Origin of the sequence: Vibrio sp. M260121, from assembly GCF_036533715.1 — a bacterium.
Lineage (GTDB): Bacteria > Pseudomonadota > Gammaproteobacteria > Enterobacterales > Vibrionaceae > Vibrio.
On record NZ_JATABF010000001.1, the window covers coordinates 347745 to 363693 of the forward strand.

Below are 15949 nucleotides of genomic sequence, written 5' to 3' on the forward strand. Positions count from 1 at the left end.
ACAGTGTTTCGTCACTAGGCTTACGATGAGCTTTGCATTATTGAACATAAGGCGAACGTCTCAATTGAGAGAATGTGACAAAGTGCTGATTTACCTAGCAAACATTTGACAAAAGTGCAGCGAAAGCTGCACTTTTTGTCTATATACTCAGATATAAACTAATAGGCATAGCAAATCTCGTTGTTATGCTGACCATAATTAGGAGACGGCATGCCTCGTTTTATTCAAATTCTACAAATAGTTCTTGCTGTTGTGATCGGTAGCTTTGTTGGCTACGACTTGATTCTTCACGGCATCAGTATCTTCGATGAAAAATACGTCACCATCACTTGTGTGTTATGGTTGATTCTGGAAGTTTGCCTATTCGTTATCTACAAGTTGATTGAAGACGATTAGACTGGACAGAAAGTCGTTAAGATCTCTAAGCCTCTGAAACTCTCAGGGGCTTTTTCGTTTTTGGAAAAAGGTTTTGCAGTGAATACTTTGTTCATCTTTGATTAAGGTTGGTAAAATTACACTGCATAGCAAGAATTGATGAGATAAATAAAAAGTATGAAAAGAATAACGCAAGAAGTGAATGACTTTATCAGCCGTGGCATGGACTCCAACGTTCGCATTGCTGTAACGGGGTTATCGCGTGCAGGTAAGACGGCTTTCATTACTTCTCTGCTTAATCAATTACTGCATACCGCCACTCATGACAACTTGCCGCTATTTAATGCCGCTCGTGACAAACGTTTAATTGGCGCCAAACGTGAGCCACAAACCAACATGATGGTACCGCGTTTTGCCTATGATGATGCGATGAACCAAATTCATGCCACACCACCACAATGGCCAGTACCGACCCGTGACGTGAGCGAGATACGACTGGCACTGAAATACAAGCCAAACAAAACCACCAAAAAGCTGCTGAGTAAAACCGCCGTGTTGAATGTCGACATCATCGACTATCCGGGTGAGTGGCTATTGGATCTGCCTTTGCTCGATATGGATTTTGCGACGTGGTCACAGACCCAATTTGAGGCGCTAAAAGGGCAGCGTAGTGAGCTTGCTGCCGACTGGTTGGCAGAGCTAGAAACGCTGGATTTAGCTGCGGAATTGAATGAAAAGCAGCTAGAGAAAGTCGCTAAAACTTACACCGACTATTTACATGCTTGTAAAGACAGTGGCTTACATTGGGTTCAGCCAGGTCGATTCGTCTTACCGGGTGAGCTTGAAGGGGCGCCAGTATTGCAGTTCTTCCCATGTCGATTTGACGCAGATACGAAGCCAGTTAAAGGCAGTAACTTAGCAATGCTTGAAGCGCGTTATCACGAGTATCAGCAAAAGGTCGTAAAGGCATTTTACAAGCATCACTTTGCAACGTTTGATCGACAGATTGTGCTGGTGGATTGCTTACAGCCACTCAATGCGGGTGATGAAGCTTTTTACGATATGCGCCAAGCGCTTGAACAAATCATGCACAGCTTCCGATATGGTAGAAGCAGCTTTTTGCGTCGCTTGTTCTCACCAAAAATCGACAGAGTATTGTTCGCTGCGACAAAAGCCGACCACGTGACACCGGATCAACATCCGCATTTGGTCTCCTTACTTCAACAAATGGTGCATCCAGCATGGCAGACCGCAGCGTATGAGAATATTGAAATGAGCTGCATGAGCATTGCCTCGATTCAAGCGACGACCTCGGGTTTTATTGCGTCGGGAGATAAGAGCGTACCTGCACTCAAAGGGATGACGCTCGATGGGGAGTCGGTGACAATGTTCCCTGGTGAAGTGCCGAAGAAGTTACCTAATGCGGTCTATTGGCAAAATAGTGGCTTTGATTTTACTTCTTTCCGACCGATGCCTTCAGAAACGGATGAGCCAATGAAACACATTCGCCTCGACAAAGCATTGGAATACCTATTGGGAGACAAATTGAAATGAGCGAACTAAAACAAAAACAAGTCTTCAAAGAAAAAGTGATGCACAGCGAGGAAGAGGGCGTATCCCCGGAGTTGAATGCGCAGAAGACGTTCTCTGAAAAAGAGACCTTCATACCCGTTGAGATTGAAGAGCAACAGGAAGAGACAGAGCAAGAGTTGCAGCTCGAACAAGTCATTCGCCCCAAATCTGGTCGCAAATGGCTCACAACAGGGCTCTTTGCCACCTTCGCTGGTTTAGTAGGCTGGCAAGCGGTTGATTCTGTGATTACCGCTATACAAACTGCTGATTGGCTAGCGCTTGGTTGGGCTGGCTTTATCACTACCATCGCTTCTTTTGGTTTAGGCGCGTTAGGCAAAGAGTTATGGAAGTTGCGCAAACTACGCAATCACTTTAGTGTGCAAGAAGAGAGTGAAGCGCTTATCGATAGCCAAAGCGTCGGCAAGGGTAAAGCATTTTGCGAAAAAGTCGCGGAGCAAAGTGGTGTACTGGCAGAGAACCCAGGTTTTGATCGTTGGAAAAACAGCGTAAACCCAGCTCACAGTGACGCTGAAATTCTAGAGATGTACGATGCCATGGTCGTTAGCCAGCAAGATAAGCTCGCAACCAAAATTGTTTCGCAGCACGCAACCGAATCCGCAGCCTTGGTGGCCGTTAGCCCACTGGCAGCCGCTGACATGTTGCTGGTGGCATGGCGTAACTTCAAAATGATCGACAATCTTTCTAAAGTGTATGGCGTGGAGCTTGGCTACGCTTCTCGAATCAAATTGCTCCGCTCTGTGTTCGTGAATATGGCGGCAGCGGGTGCGAGTGAGCTCGCTATTGATGCCAGCATGGATTTGATGTCGATGGATCTCGCCGGAAAAATCTCCGCACGAGCAGGGCAGGGACTCGGTGTGGGGATCTTAACCGCTCGTCTTGGTCTAAAATCCATGGCGCTGCTTCGTCCTTTACCTTGGTATCCAGAGCGCCAAGTGAAACTCGGTGCGATTCGCAAAGAGGTTGTGGCGAAAGTTGCATCAATCACGATGAAACCGTAACCAATATCACCTTTGACAGTGAGGATTGCTTGACGCCATTCCAAGCTTGGGAGAAACTACTGTCAACTTTTCCTGACAGTTGTGAATTGGGATATTTTCAGTGCGTCTTGAAGTCTTTTGTGAAGATAGACTCGGTCTTACCCGAGAACTGCTCGATATTTTAGCGTCTAAAAGCATCGACTTACGTGGTATCGAAATTGATATCAGTGGCATCATTTACCTAAACTGCCCAGATATCGACTTTGATACCTTCAGTGAGTTAATGGCTGAGATCCGCCGTATTCCGGGGGTCAAAGACGTACGTAAAATCCAATTTATGCCAATGGAGCGCCACAACACAGAGCTGCTTTCGTTGGTGGATAACTTGCCTGATCCAGTGTTTGCTATCGACCTCAAAGGCGCTGTCGATATGGCAAACATGTCTGCACTTTCTCTTCTTGGTCAGCACAAACAAGATGTTATCGGCACGCAAATTGGTATGTTATTGCCGAGTGTTCGATTTAACCGCTGGTCTGAAGGCGTGAATGCTCGCACTCGCGAAAGCTTGGTAATCGACGGATTGGATTACATTCTTGAGTTGATGCCGGTCTACATCAAAGACGAAGCGCAAAACTCGACACTTGCTAGTACCTTGATGACGATTCGTTCGAGCCAACACGGTGCGCAAATCGAAGAAATACTGCCTCTTCATAATCAACTTGGCTTTGAGCATTTTGTCGGCTTATCAAATCGCCACAAAGCGCTGATGAACCAAGCGAAGAAGTTATCTGTTCTTGATCAGCCTCTATTGATTGAAGGCGAAACGGGTACAGGTAAAGAGATGCTGGCAAAAGCATGTCACAGCCGCTCTGGCCGAGCGAGCAAACCTTTCCTTGTTTTGAGCTGTGCATCCATGCCCGATGATGTGGCCGAAACCGAGTTGTTTGGTCATGCGCCGGGTTCGTTTAATCACGAACAAGGTCATAAAGGTATCTTCGAACAAGCAAATGGCGGTACCGTCTTCCTTGATGAAATCGGGGAGATGAGCTCGCATCTGCAAATCAAACTGCTGCGCTTCTTACAGGATGGTAACTTCCGTCGAGTAGGTGCTGAAGATGAAATGCACGTTGATGTCCGCATTATCGCTTCGACTAAGCACAACCTTGCCGAGCTTGCTGAGGCTGGCAAGTTTCGTGAAGATTTGTATTATCGCCTCAATGTTCTGACCTTGAATATTCCGCCTCTGCGCAAGCGCTCGAACGACGTAGCGCCGCTGCTGGACTTGTTCGTAACGAAACACGCTCAGCAACTTGGCATCGACAAGCCTGAGCTGGATGAAGAACTGGTGGATGCATTAGCGAACTACCAATGGCCGGGCAACATGCGTCAATTGGACAATATGGTTCTGCGCGCACTGACTGAGATGGATGGGCACATCCTTAAAGCAGAAAACTTCAACTTGCCTCAGCCACAAGCGATGGGCGGTGGTAGCGCGACATTGAATCTTGATGGCTCGCTTGATGAGATCATGCGTGATTACGAATCGCAAATCTTAGAGCGTTTGTATCAATCATTCCCATCGAGTCGTAAGCTCGCTAAGCGATTGAATGTGTCGCACACCTCTATCGCGAACAAACTGCGCGACTATGGTATTCGTAAAGTCTAGAGTCGCGGTAAATACTGGGCTATCTGTCAAATGACCCCGAAATTAAATGGACGTTGTTATTCATAATGGAAGATATAAGTTCTTCAATCGCCGTTCACAAGTTGGACGGCGACTTGCTTCTACGTACTGCAGAAATTGGCGATGCCGATATGATTGCAGAATATTTTCAAAGCAATCGCGACTACTTGAAGCCCTTCGAACCGAAGCGCGAAGAAGCATTCTACTCAGTCAATGGCTGGCTACAAAAGCTGATCAAATTGAATGAATTACATCGTATGGGACTGGGATACTATTGTCTGCTTGTTCATGCCGAATCTGGTAAAATGCTTGGCACGCTCTCTTTCAGCAACCTGACTCGTTTTCCATTTCATTCCTGCAATGTGGGTTACTCCCTTGCAGAAGACGCGCAAGGCTATGGCTATATGCGCCGCGCGTTAAAAATGGCCTGTGATTACATGTTTGATGTGCAAAAGATACACCGCATTCAAGCAGGTTACATGCCGCATAATAAGCGCAGTGAAGCGGTGTTGCAGCATGTTGGTTTTGAGAGAGAAGGCTACGCTAAAGATTATTTGTTGATTAACGGTGAATGGCAAGATCATGTGCTGACATCGTTAACTAACCCAAACTGGAAAGCTGAGGCTCGATAAATGGAAAGATTGGAAAAGCAGTTAGCACTTCTCATTGAACTGGATCAACTCAAGAGCGTGCTTCGTCGTACTCGGGTAAAGAGTGCCGACCGACGCTTAGAGAATAGTGGTGAGCATAGTTGGCACGTTGCATTGATGGCGGTATTAATGCAAGAACATGCCAATGCGCCAATCGATATTGCTCGAGTGATGAAAATGCTGCTTATCCATGACGTCGTAGAGATCGACGCAGGCGATACCTTTGTTTATGATGTCGCTGCTTCAAAAGAACAAGAAGAGAAAGAACTGAAAGCGGCAGAGCGTCTGTTTGGAATGTTACCAAGCGATCAAGGTGATGAGCTGTTCTCTTTGTGGAAAGAATTTGAAGCGGCCCAAAGTGATGATGCGAAATACGCCAAAGCGTTGGATCGCCTTATCCCGATGCTACTCAACTACCACAATGATGGTCAAAGTTGGAAAGAACATGGTGTGACGCGAGAGCAAGCGTTAACCATCAATAAAAGAATTGAATTTGGTTCTGTCACCCTATGGGACAAGGCCAAAGAATTGATTGAAGAAGCCACCGAGAAAGGTTGGTTGAAGTCGTAAGAAAGGAGACTGAATGTCTTATTTGCCTTTGGATGAATACCAAAGAAAATGGATTTTTACTCACCAGTCAATGCCAGTGCCTGAAGAGGACCTCGAGTTTATCAAGCCGATGAGTCAAGCTCGCGCCGCGCAGTTCTGGAAAGAGAACATTAGTGCACAAAGTCCTGATATGGATCGTTTGAGCTCGTCCGATTGGCCAATGAAAGAGTCTAACTGGTCCGAAGAAGTTGATTGGATGGCAGCTTGGGAAGCCGATGACCCCGAGTTACCAGAAGAAATCGCGGCGTTTATTGATTGGCAAGATGACGTCACGGTGTACTTCTGTTACGAGAAATACAACGTTATCGAGACGAAGTGGTCGACGTTTAAAAAATATTGGAAGAACTTCCTGTTCTATGATGATGGCCCGATCCTGCTCGGCCGCCGTCGCGCTCAAGCGCTTTGGTTTGATTCGAAAGGCAACGTCAAATTGGGCGAGCGTCACTAAGACGTTATATTGTTAAAGCCACCGAGTTACTTCTAATAGCTCGGTGGCTTTTGTGTCTCTATAGGTTTGATAAGGGACTTAATACACCTCCTGCGCCGCGTTCGATCACGTGGGTGTAGATCTGAGTCGTTTTCACATTAGTATGCCCAAGTTGTTCTTGGACGGTTCGTATGTCGGCTCCTGACTCTAGAAGGTGGGTAGCAAAGCTGTGCCTAAGCGTATGGCAAGTGACAGACTTTTCTATTCCCGCGTCTTTTGCCGCTCGTTTCACTGCCCTTTGTATCGCGCTCTCATTGACATGATGGCGTCTAAACTCACCAGTATCTGCATCTATGCTTAATTTGGTTGATGGGAAGAGAAAGTGCCAATTAAAATCCAATTCTGCGCCGGGGTACTTCCTTCGTAGCCCATCAGAGATATAAACACCGGCATAACCGCCCATATGACGGTCTTTCTGATAATAATCTCTCGTTCTATTGACCTGTGCTTTTAGTGGTTCATGTAGCTCTTTCGCTAATGTGACCGTTCTATTCTTACCACCTTTTCCTTGCCAGACTCTAAGCGCACCGTAGTCGTAATCAATATCTTGAATTCTTAGTCGTAAGCATTCCATAATTCGCAGACCAGAACCGTACAATAGTTGGATATGGAGTTTGTATTTGGGGTCAATATGCTGAACAAAGCGTCTCACTTCGTCTCTTGTTAACACAACGGGCAGTTTTTTCTCAGTGAGTGATTTTTGAAATCTCATATTCAATGAAAGTGGCATCTGGAAATACTCTCGATATAAAAATGAGATGGCGTTTAATGCAAGTGCCTGCGTTTTCACTGCTACCTTTTCATCAATGGCAAGATGACTTAGAAAGCGTTCAACATCGTCTTCACAAAGTTTGGAAGGGTGAGCTAGCTGGTGGAAGACAATGTAACGCTTGATCCAAAACAGGTAGGTTTCAATGGTTTTCTTCGCATAGTGACGCGAGATCATATGCTCTTTGACGCTAAGTAAAAACTGACTTTTCATTTTCTAATTTGACTGGTTGTTTATACATTTTTATAAACTTAGCCTCTCTTTAAGAATTAGGTGTCACTTCGCCGTCTAATTGCGTGTGTGAGCACACAGATTAATACTGATTTCCTATTTGTTTCATAAAGATAAGTGCTAGCATGCATACTTTCTTTTGGAATGAAAGAAGGCGGTAGCCTGCCTGAAAGGTGGCAAAAGGCCGTATAGAAAGCGTTATAACACAGAATCAACTTCTTGCTCAAAAGGGTCAGTTGAACTATTATTTGTACGTTATTTTGTACTAACTGGAGTTCAATATGAGTCGTATTCATTTCGATCAAGATATTCAGCCTTTGTCTGAGTTTCGTGCCGGTGTAGCTTCATACATCAAACAAATCAATGAGACTCGTCGTCCATTGGTTATTACGCAACGTGGCAAAGGTGTTGCTGTTGTTCTCGATGTTGCTGAGTATGAAGCAATGCAAGAGAAAATCGAATTACTGGAAGAAATGCGCACAGCTGAAGCTCAGTTAGCTTCTGGTCTCGGTGTTTCCAATGATGATGCACGTGCTCAAGTACTTGGGCGCATTAAGAAATGAAAGTAGTCTGGTCTCCATTAGCACTTCAGAAACTAGGTGATGCCGCGGAGTTTATTTCTTTGGATAATCCACCTGCGGCAGAGAGGTGGGTAAATGAAGTTTTTGATAAAACTGAACTCCTTGGAAGTATGCCTGAAATGGGGCGGTTTGTTCCTGAAATGCCCCACACGAATTATCGTGAAATCATCTTTGGTCACTATCGTATTATCTACAGTTTAAGTCACGAAATTCGCATACTAACAGTTCGTAATTGTCGTCAAATTTTATCGGAAGATGACGTGTAAAACTGTGTTATAACAAACTGTTCAAGAGGGATTCGCAACGCGTGGCATTTTCATCATGCGTTGGTTTTAGTGTTTAAGGCGGTATGCGGCGACTTCGGTATTGCGTTGCTCACCCCTTAACAGGGCGTTATACAAATAGGTGAAAAATTGAAGCTGTACAAATATGTTCCATTTTCAGATGGTTCTAAGAACATCCTATCAAATTGCACTATGAAGTTTTCGTCAGCAGAGGAGTTTAATGATCCATTTGACTGTGTTGTCTCTTATGATGTTGAAAAGTCGTTAGAATATGCTTTGTCGAGAACTGATTTACTTGAGAATGCTAAGATGGTTTTTCAAGGGAATGTAGCAGATGAGGGGACAATGATCGAGAACCTCAAAAGTTCATTGGTGTCCGGAGATTTTACTAAAAGCATGACCTCAAGTTTTGGTATTTGTTCTCTTTCTGAGACTTTTGAAAATATCTTAATGTGGTCACACTATGCGGATAATCATAAAGGTTTTGTTGTAGAGTTTGAAACACCAACAAATTTTGCTGAGTTTTTGGAGACGCCTGAATATTTGTTAATTGCATGGGCTGTGCAGTACAAAAGTGATATGCCCAAGGTTACGATGGGAAAGGCTGATGGCTTTGAGGCTCTAGCTGAGCAATTTCTGGTAAAAGCAAAAGATTGGGAATACGAGCAAGAGCATAGGTGTTTAGCTCATATTGCAGGTCCTGGAATACATTCTTTTTATCCGAAGTTGATAACAGGTGTTATTGCCGGAGCTAAAATGTCAGATGCAGATTTGAATGAGTTGCAGCTATTAGTTAAGTCGTTTGAACGTAAACATGACGTAAGTCTATCGTTTAAGCGCGCAGTAAAAGCTAAAGAGCAATATCGGTTAGAATTTGTATAACAATCTGTTTAAGAGTGATTCGCAACGCGTGGCATTTTCACTATGCGTTGCGTTTGGTGTTTAAGGTGGTATGCGGTAGCTTTTGTATTGCGTTACTCACACCTTAACAGGGCGTTAGTCGCCAGAAAAAGCTAGCAATCAAAATCATGTTTCTAAGCTCAAAATTTGGCTGCTGATTGTTCGGCTCACAGGTTCATCGTCGTTGGTCCAAACTCATTTTCAGCTGTTTTAAGTCCAAAGTTTTGCAAGTGTCCTCACGGTTGTTTTGTTCTTTGGTGCTGACATAGCAGGGCAATCGAGAGTCTGTTTTTGGTTGCAACTTCGCTCGGTGAGTTTGTTGGTACAAAAGCAGATTTACTCGCTGAAATGACGTTTTCTCCGGTGTTGTAAGTTCCACGTGGTTTCAGCGGCTTTGTTGAAAGTCCGCACTGTGAGATTGGTTTTCCAAAAGCGCTTTTTGGTGTTGTAAGTCCGTTTTCTACGGCGCTGTTTGTTCCAAGTGGTTTCATTGAATAGCCGCTTTGAGACTACGCCTGACTTAAGTACATCAAAGCACATAAAGTTTGTTGTTCGCAAAGTTTAGTTCAGCTTAAAATTGTCGCTCGGTGCCTCGCGACTAACAAACTGCTCAAGAGGGATTCGCAACGCGTGGCATTTTTACTATGCGTTGGTTTAAGTGATTAAGGTGGTATGCGGCGGCTTCGGTATTGCGTTGCTCACCCCTTAGCAGGGCGTTATGCTTTTTGAGGATAAAATGGATAGCAATTCAATTGATAAAAAAGTACTAGTAACTCAATGGGCTGCTCTGTTTGTGCTTGTGTTGAGTGTCGCGGTTTATATTTATTGGTTTTGGTATGTCAATGGTCAAGGAGTTAGCACTGACTCTACCGTTTGGGGAGCTTTTGGGGATTTTGTTGGCGGTCTTTTAAATCCAATCATTGCGTTGTCTGCGTTATATTGGCTTACGGTATCTGTAAAGGTTCAAAAACAAGAGTTAGCTGAAGCTAGGGAGTCTTTAATTGATACAGTTAGGGGCCAAAAGCAGCAAACAAAGCTTTTAATGCTTTCTTCCCAAATGAATGCTCTTAGCAAAGAGGTTGATTCATTGAATGTAGATTTAGCTTCTGAATATGCCTTTAGACAGCATTTAATAGCTCAAGCCTCCACTCAAAAAGGAAACAATACAATATTGGCCTACGATGGTGAGGCGGCGCTAATTGAAGAAGAGTTTATAAACATAAATACAAGAATCAATAAGTTAGTTGAGCGACGTAGCTATGTGCAGGAGCGGTTGCGCACACTGTCAGGACAAGCATAACAAACTGTTTAAGAGTGATTCGCAACGCGTGGCATTTTTACTATGCGTTGCGGTTGGTGTTTAAGGTGTTATGCGGCGGCTTCAGTATTGCGTTGCTCACACCTTAACAGGGCGTTAGTCGCCAGAAAAAGCTAGCAGTCAAAATCATGTTTGTAAGCTCAAAACTTGGTTGTTGGTTGTTGGCTGTTGGTTGTTTGATTCATAGTTCCATCTTCGTCGGTCAAAGTTCAGTTTCATCGGTTCTAAATCAATGCATTGCTATTTCCCGAGCGGTTTTTTCGTTCTTTGGTGGTGATAGAGCGGGGCAATCGAAAATCTGTTTTTGGTTGCAAATCAGCTCGGTGAGTTTGTTGGTTTAAAAGCTTATTTACTTGCTGAAAGGACGTTTTCTCTGGTGTGGTAAGTTCCACGTGGTTTCAGTGACTTTGTTGAAAGTCCGCACTGTGACATTGGTTTTCCAAAAGCGCTTTTTGGTGTTGTCAGTCCGTTTTCTCCGGCGTTTTATGTTTCAAGTGGTTTCATTGAGTAGCCGCTTTGAGACTACGCCTGACTTAAATGCATCAAAGCACATAAAGTTTGTTGTTCGCAAAGTTTAGTTCGGCTTAAAATTGTCGCTCGGTGCCTCGCGACTAACAAACTGCTCAAGAGGGATTCGCAACGCGTGGCATTTTTACTATGCGTTGAATTTAGTGATTAAGGCGGTTTGCGGCGGCTTTTGTATTGCGTTGCTCACCCCTTAGCAGGGCGTTAGCTTTCAAGGAGGAAAATTGAGCGCAAGTGACTATATCAAAGAGGTTCGTTCTAAGATTGGAACGATGCCACTTCTTATCCCCGGCGTTGCGGGTGTCATTTTAAATGAAAATAAAGAGCTACTACTTCAGCAAAAATCAGATGGCACATGGAGCCTTCCTGCCGGAATGATTGAACCTCAAGAGTCGCCAGTGCAAGCATTGATCAGGGAAGTTCGCGAGGAAACAGGTTTGGCTGTAAAAGTAGATCGCCTGCTTGGTGTATTCGGCGGTGAGGGTTTTGGTTTTACATACCCAAATGGTGATCAAGTTGAATACACAGTTATCATGTTCAAATGTGTAGTAGAAAGTTGTTCTCAATCCGCACTCGATGATGAAACGGTATGCCTTAAATGGTTTTCAAAAGGTAATATGCCAAGGCTTGAGCTGCCTTACCCGTTGGATTGTTTATTTGCAGAAAATGATTCAGCGTACTTCGTTGGCTAGAAAGCTAACAAATTGTTCAAGAGTGATTCGGCACGCGTGGCATTTTTACTATGCGTTAGTTTTAGTGGTTAAGGTGGTATGCGGAGGCTTCGGCATTGCGTGCCTCACACCTTAACACGGCGTTATACCGTTTTTCCAGTGAGGTAAGCTTGGAAATATTTAACAATCGCGAGTTAGCCTCTGTGACTTTAATAGTAGCAGTGCTAATTTGGTCAAGTGGTAAGAATAAGGATGTGGGCACATCCATTCTAGGAGTTTTCAGAGCACTCCAGCAAAAGCCGATCATCATTACTTTGGGGGCACTGACACTTTATACTTCATTAGTTGTTTTTGTGCTATTCGAAGTAGGAGTGTGGAATGCTGGACAACTAAAAAACACGGTGTTATGGCTTGTGTTTGTTGGTGCTGTGCAGGTATTTGGCGCAACTAAGATTCAGGAACCCAGACACTATCTTCGTACATCATTGCAAGCTCAAATCAAGTTAGTCGTAATGGTTCAGTTTTTAGTGGCGTTTCATTCATACGGTTATTTTTCTGAACTTATCATAGTTGCCATGATGTCCGTTGCCGCAATGTGTAGTGTCATCGCTGGGAATAACCCAGAACCGAACCATCAAAGGGTCAAAAAGCTATTCGATGCCATATTAGTAGTTATTGGTACCAGTTTACTGCTTGGGTCACTTTATAGCATTTACACTGAGCCTGGAAAGTTTTTTAGTGTAGGTACGTTTCGAGATTTTCTGGTACCAATGCTGCTATCTGTTGGGGTTTTACCATTTATTTATGCATTCTACCTTGTTCTTGTTTTCGAAAAGGCATTTGTCAAAATTAGGATTTACACTGACTGCAAAACTCTTCAACGATATGCCAAAATAAAATCTTTCGTTGTCTTTAGGGGTAATCATGATTTGATTTATCAGTGGTTGGATAACGCTTGTAAACCTGAATTTGTATCAAAGGACTCAATCAGAGAATCTATCATGCAGTTCAAGCAAAACTTGGTTAAAAAAACGGTATAACAATCTGTTTAAGAGTGATTCGCAACGCGTGGCATTTTTGCTATGCGTTGCGTTTAGTGTTTAAGGTGGTATGCGGGAGCTTCGGTATTGCGTTGCTCACACCTTAACAGGGCGTTAGGGCTCTAATGTGAAAGTAAGATCAACGAAAATAAAAGCCCATAAGGGCTTTTATTATAAGTATTGCTCGTAGTGCTTTCCTATTATTATATTTCTTAGCAATAAAGACTTCCAATCATTAACACCAAAATCTTTTATCCTACTGAAGTATCTTTTGTACAAGATTTGCTTAACCTTTTTTGAGTCCAATATTCCTTTGAAAGATTGAATGTCTGCAATTATCTCACTAAGTTTTGTTGGAATGTGTTCTTTATATAATCCCAGAATGTCAAGTCTTTCAAAGTGCTTGACGATATGTGGATACGTCGATAGTAATTGAACATTAAGGTGATAATCGACTTTCAATATTCCATTTTGGTTGACAATTGTGCAATCTATAAAGCGGAAAGTTGGGATATGATCAGTATAAAAATTAATGATCCCACGGTGAGTACTCTCTTTCCAATAGGTTGATTTTTTTCCGTTACAGGTCCCACAAGTCCATATTAAATTTTTGGAATATATAGAGAAATCTGGGTATATTTCTTTTGGAATGTAGTGATCAACAGTAATAGCTGGCAATAAACCACAACTAGGACAAATTTGCTTTAAGTGTTCCTCCTGATTGTCTTTAATTGAAATTTTTAAATTATCAACAATTTGTGAATTACCTTCATACAGATAAATGAGTGCGTCAGATTCAAGTTCATTTCTTGTGCAATCATTGATACTTAGTAAGTTGTTAGCTAGAAAACTCTGTTCATATTCGTCATAACGTTCCTCTACACTAGAAGCTAAAGAGCTTAATAGAGGTTTTCTTGTATTTGGAGCCTTTCTATACGTGTTTCTCATTGCATTGACGACATCTTGATATATTTCTTTGTCATTGCATTGATAGTAAATTCTATTTTTCATCTCAACGAAGGCTCTCTAAATACAATTGACAACTTAAGCTCAACTTTCCATCAAAAATATCGTTGATTTCTTCGTTAGAATATTTTAACGACAAACTTTTAAGTATTTGTTTGTAAGGTTGTTCCGATTCGAAAGTGTTAAAAACTTCATGTGTTATAGCATTGAGGTTTTCTCCCAGTGTCTCTATCTCAAGTGTTCGTGTCGTTAGTTGACCGCTATAGTTATCGAAAACACGAACGAACTTGGAGGGAATTTGCTGAAGAATAATCGGCGAATGTGTTGCAACTATGGCATATGCATTTAACATCCATAGCATCTCATTTATAGCTGGTATTATATTTGAAATAGCTCTTGGGTGAAGATGTAGTTCGGGTTCATCGAACAAAACAAGTGATTCTTTCTTTGTCTCAGCTATTATTTGAGTGAAAGAGTATAAAAGAATACTTTCACCAGAACTCAAGAATGAATTTTCTAATACATTGGAATAAATTCTGTCTATGAAAAATTCTTGGTAAATTCTTTCTGTCTTATGTTGAGGTATAAATTTAGAAAGAATTTTTTCCCATACATGTTCAATATTTCTTTCTATTATTTTCTTACAGCTATTCTTGTAATTTTCTAATACTTTTTTTCTATTCATGAATCCAGAGCTATCTCTTAATCCACAATATTTATAACTAAATGTTTTCTTCTCTTTTGGTATTTCAAACGAATCAAAGGCACTAAAAGAGGCAGATATTATCTTGCTAAAAGAAGGGCGGGATTCAGTAAACTTACCTTTGTTTTCTCGACCGCTCATACTTAAAGCTAAATCAGCCATATAAGTTGTTTTTCCTGTGCCATTTTCACCAATTATAATGTTAACTCTAGAGCTTGTTGGGAATTTGCTATCGAAGTCAAAGTTACAGGATGTATTATGTGACTCGGTTCCATTGGAAAATTCGAAGGAAAAACTATCTGTGAATTCCTTGTTTTTTATAATATATTCACCAATCTTTAATGCGCGCTCTGCATCACTGTATCTAATTAATGAACTCTTAAAATTGCTGTTAGACTCAAATGTATCTCTTAAACCAGGAAGAATAGATAGGTCATTTAAGCTTTCTAGAACTTTTTCAGCATCTTTCTTCAATGAATTTTTAATGGATATATAAAAATCTTCAGATTGACCTAATGAACCTAATGTATCAGGTAGGTTTGTAAACTCTCCAGATATTGTTAGGTAACCATTTTCATCGTAATCTTCTGCATTTTTAGAAATTACTTTTATTTCTCCAATATTTTCATATGCATCAATATCACTAAAATAGATGCTCATATCGTAGGTTGATTTGGTGCCGTAGTCATCCCAGTTTCGAAAGTACAGCAATACATGATCTTCTGATTCAGGAGTAAAGCCAGAGTCAAAATTTGAAACTACAATTATTTTCATTTTATTTACTTACCCTAAACATAGGCTAAAGATTAGACTTAGTAATACAACAATAAATTAATGGTGTATTGTACCATTAATTTTATGCGTTACAGTGTATTAAAACAAAGCCATTGGAATAAAGAACAAAATTTGTAAGTTCGATCATACAAATGGCAACGAGAGCCCTAACAAAGCGTTTAAGACAGATTCCCAACGCTCGGCATTTTCAGTTCAAGTCAGTTTTGGTGTTTACGGTGCAATGGTTTAGGCTAGGTGGTAGCGTTGCTCACTACTTAACGCGGCGTTAGTCGCCAGAAAAAGCTAGCAATCAAAATCATGTTTCTGAGCTTAAAATTTAGCAGCTGTTTGTTTGGTACACAGATTCATCGTCGATCATCAGAACTTAGTTCTAGCTGTTATAAGTCCAAAGTTTTGCAAGTGTCCTAGCGATTGTTTTGTTCTTTGGTGCTGACAGAGCAGGGCAATCGAGAGTTTGTTTTTGGTTGCAACTCCGCTCGGTGAGTTTGTTGGTACAAAAGCAGATTTACTCGCTGAAATGACGTTTTCTCTGTTGTTGTAAATTCCACGTGGTTTCAGTGACTTCGTTGAAAGTCCGCACTGTGAGATTAGCTTTCCAAAAGCGCCTTTTGGTGTTGTCAGTTCGTTTTCTTCGGCGTTGTTTGTTCCAAGTGGTTTCATTGAATAGCTGCTTTGAGACTACGCCTGACTTAAATGCATCAAAGCACATAAAGTTTGTTGTTCGCAAAGTTTAGTTTGGCTTAAAATTGTCGCTCGGTGCCTCGCGACTAACAAACTGCTCAAGAGGGATT

The 15949-nt window shown here is 42.1% G+C and carries 17 protein-coding genes and 1 pseudogene; 13 read left to right on the forward strand and 5 right to left on the reverse strand.

From position 1 onward, the window contains the following. The first annotated feature begins 210 nt into the window (after positions 1-210). From QTO06_RS01565 to QTO06_RS01595, 7 genes are all read left to right on the forward strand, one after another. A complete protein-coding gene (locus QTO06_RS01565; RefSeq protein WP_009706856.1) occupies positions 211-396 on the forward strand; it encodes a hypothetical protein in 186 nt (61 codons plus the stop codon). A gap of 156 nt (positions 397-552) precedes the next feature. Further along, positions 553-1929 carry a YcjX family protein gene (locus tag QTO06_RS01570; protein ID WP_331406652.1) on the forward strand — a complete coding sequence of 459 codons (1377 nt, stop codon included), beginning with the start codon at positions 553-555 and terminating at the stop codon, positions 1927-1929. Beyond that, positions 1926-2966: a YcjF family protein gene (locus tag QTO06_RS01575; protein WP_077261223.1), complete on the forward strand. Its 1041-nt coding sequence runs from the start codon at positions 1926-1928 to the stop codon at positions 2964-2966. The genes QTO06_RS01570 and QTO06_RS01575 overlap by 4 nt, the downstream gene beginning before the upstream one ends. Positions 2967-3066: 100 nt before the next feature. Next, a complete protein-coding gene (gene tyrR / locus QTO06_RS01580; protein ID WP_009706853.1) occupies positions 3067-4611 on the forward strand; it encodes a transcriptional regulator TyrR in 1545 nt (514 codons plus the stop codon). Between the two features lie 65 nt (positions 4612-4676). Continuing rightward, positions 4677-5261: a ribosomal protein S5-alanine N-acetyltransferase gene (rimJ, locus tag QTO06_RS01585; RefSeq protein ID WP_331406653.1), complete on the forward strand. Its 585-nt coding sequence runs from the start codon at positions 4677-4679 to the stop codon at positions 5259-5261. After that, positions 5262-5849 (forward strand): HD domain-containing protein, encoded by a 588-nt coding sequence (locus QTO06_RS01590; protein WP_208445137.1) that lies wholly within the window; start codon positions 5262-5264, stop codon positions 5847-5849. Between the two features lie 13 nt (positions 5850-5862). Next, complete coding sequence (locus QTO06_RS01595) at positions 5863-6336, forward strand: DUF2947 domain-containing protein (RefSeq protein WP_331404354.1); 474 nt, start codon at positions 5863-5865, stop codon at positions 6334-6336. A 58-nt stretch (positions 6337-6394) separates the two neighbouring features. Here QTO06_RS01595 and QTO06_RS01600 read toward each other — a convergent pair whose 3' ends face one another. Next, a complete protein-coding gene (locus tag QTO06_RS01600) occupies positions 6395-7357 on the reverse strand; it encodes an integron integrase (RefSeq protein WP_331406654.1) in 963 nt (320 codons plus the stop codon). A 299-nt stretch (positions 7358-7656) separates the two neighbouring features. Between QTO06_RS01600 and QTO06_RS01605 the strand changes: the two genes are divergently transcribed. The 3 genes from QTO06_RS01605 (at position 7657) to QTO06_RS01620 (ending at position 9122) form a co-directional block, all read left to right on the forward strand. Continuing rightward, a complete protein-coding gene (locus tag QTO06_RS01605) occupies positions 7657-7938 on the forward strand; it encodes a type II toxin-antitoxin system Phd/YefM family antitoxin (RefSeq protein ID WP_000086647.1) in 282 nt (93 codons plus the stop codon). Then, on the forward strand, positions 7935-8222 hold the full coding sequence (locus tag QTO06_RS01610) for a type II toxin-antitoxin system RelE/ParE family toxin (protein ID WP_085761065.1): 288 nt from the start codon (positions 7935-7937) through the stop codon (positions 8220-8222). The genes QTO06_RS01605 and QTO06_RS01610 overlap by 4 nt, the downstream gene beginning before the upstream one ends. A gap of 147 nt (positions 8223-8369) precedes the next feature. After that, positions 8370-9122, forward strand: coding sequence for a DUF2971 domain-containing protein (locus tag QTO06_RS01620; protein ID WP_140336080.1), 753 nt, complete (start codon positions 8370-8372; stop codon positions 9120-9122). A gap of 257 nt (positions 9123-9379) precedes the next feature. Here QTO06_RS01620 and QTO06_RS01625 read toward each other — a convergent pair. Next, positions 9380-9631: pseudogene (locus QTO06_RS01625) on the reverse strand (hypothetical protein); the annotation flags it as partial. 227 nt (positions 9632-9858) lie between these two features. Here QTO06_RS01625 and QTO06_RS01630 point away from each other — a divergent pair. From QTO06_RS01630 to QTO06_RS01640, 3 genes are all read left to right on the forward strand, one after another. Continuing rightward, positions 9859-10440 (forward strand): hypothetical protein, encoded by a 582-nt coding sequence (locus QTO06_RS01630; RefSeq protein WP_331406655.1) that lies wholly within the window; start codon positions 9859-9861, stop codon positions 10438-10440. Positions 10441-11207: 767 nt separating this feature from the next. After that, on the forward strand, positions 11208-11675 hold the full coding sequence (locus tag QTO06_RS01635; RefSeq protein ID WP_025630548.1) for an NUDIX domain-containing protein: 468 nt from the start codon (positions 11208-11210) through the stop codon (positions 11673-11675). 149 nt (positions 11676-11824) lie between these two features. Continuing rightward, positions 11825-12694, forward strand: coding sequence for a hypothetical protein (locus tag QTO06_RS01640; RefSeq protein ID WP_005448236.1), 870 nt, complete (start codon positions 11825-11827; stop codon positions 12692-12694). Between the two features lie 171 nt (positions 12695-12865). Here QTO06_RS01640 and QTO06_RS01645 read toward each other — a convergent pair whose 3' ends face one another. The 3 genes from QTO06_RS01645 to QTO06_RS01655 all read right to left on the reverse strand — a co-directional run bounded on the left by QTO06_RS01645 (position 12866) and on the right by QTO06_RS01655 (position 15818). Then, positions 12866-13705 carry a hypothetical protein gene (locus tag QTO06_RS01645; RefSeq protein WP_331406656.1) on the reverse strand — a complete coding sequence of 280 codons (840 nt, stop codon included), beginning with the start codon at positions 13703-13705 and terminating at the stop codon, positions 12866-12868. A gap of 1 nt (position 13706) precedes the next feature. Further along, positions 13707-15137, reverse strand: coding sequence for an AAA family ATPase (locus tag QTO06_RS01650; RefSeq protein ID WP_331406657.1), 1431 nt, complete (start codon positions 15135-15137; stop codon positions 13707-13709). Positions 15138-15515: 378 nt separating this feature from the next. Beyond that, on the reverse strand, positions 15516-15818 hold the full coding sequence (locus QTO06_RS01655; protein WP_331406658.1) for a hypothetical protein: 303 nt from the start codon (positions 15816-15818) through the stop codon (positions 15516-15518). Positions 15819-15949: the final 131 nt, after the last annotated feature.

Coding starts and splice junctions, on each gene's coding strand:
- QTO06_RS01565 (WP_009706856.1), top strand. CDS start 211: ATGCCTCGTTTTATTCAAATTCTACAAATAGTTCTTGCTGTTGTGATC.
- QTO06_RS01570 (WP_331406652.1), top strand. CDS start 553: ATGAAAAGAATAACGCAAGAAGTGAATGACTTTATCAGCCGTGGCATG.
- QTO06_RS01575 (WP_077261223.1), top strand. CDS start 1,926: ATGAGCGAACTAAAACAAAAACAAGTCTTCAAAGAAAAAGTGATGCAC.
- rimJ (WP_331406653.1), top strand. CDS start 4,677: ATGGAAGATATAAGTTCTTCAATCGCCGTTCACAAGTTGGACGGCGAC.
- QTO06_RS01590 (WP_208445137.1), top strand. CDS start 5,262: ATGGAAAGATTGGAAAAGCAGTTAGCACTTCTCATTGAACTGGATCAA.
- QTO06_RS01595 (WP_331404354.1), top strand. CDS start 5,863: ATGTCTTATTTGCCTTTGGATGAATACCAAAGAAAATGGATTTTTACT.
- QTO06_RS01600 (WP_331406654.1), bottom strand. CDS start 7,357: ATGAAAAGTCAGTTTTTACTTAGCGTCAAAGAGCATATGATCTCGCGT.
- QTO06_RS01605 (WP_000086647.1), top strand. CDS start 7,657: ATGAGTCGTATTCATTTCGATCAAGATATTCAGCCTTTGTCTGAGTTT.
- QTO06_RS01610 (WP_085761065.1), top strand. CDS start 7,935: ATGAAAGTAGTCTGGTCTCCATTAGCACTTCAGAAACTAGGTGATGCC.
- QTO06_RS01630 (WP_331406655.1), top strand. CDS start 9,859: ATGCTTTTTGAGGATAAAATGGATAGCAATTCAATTGATAAAAAAGTA.
- QTO06_RS01645 (WP_331406656.1), bottom strand. CDS start 13,705: ATGAAAAATAGAATTTACTATCAATGCAATGACAAAGAAATATATCAA.
- QTO06_RS01650 (WP_331406657.1), bottom strand. CDS start 15,137: ATGAAAATAATTGTAGTTTCAAATTTTGACTCTGGCTTTACTCCTGAA.
- QTO06_RS01655 (WP_331406658.1), bottom strand. CDS start 15,818: ATGAAACCACTTGGAACAAACAACGCCGAAGAAAACGAACTGACAACA.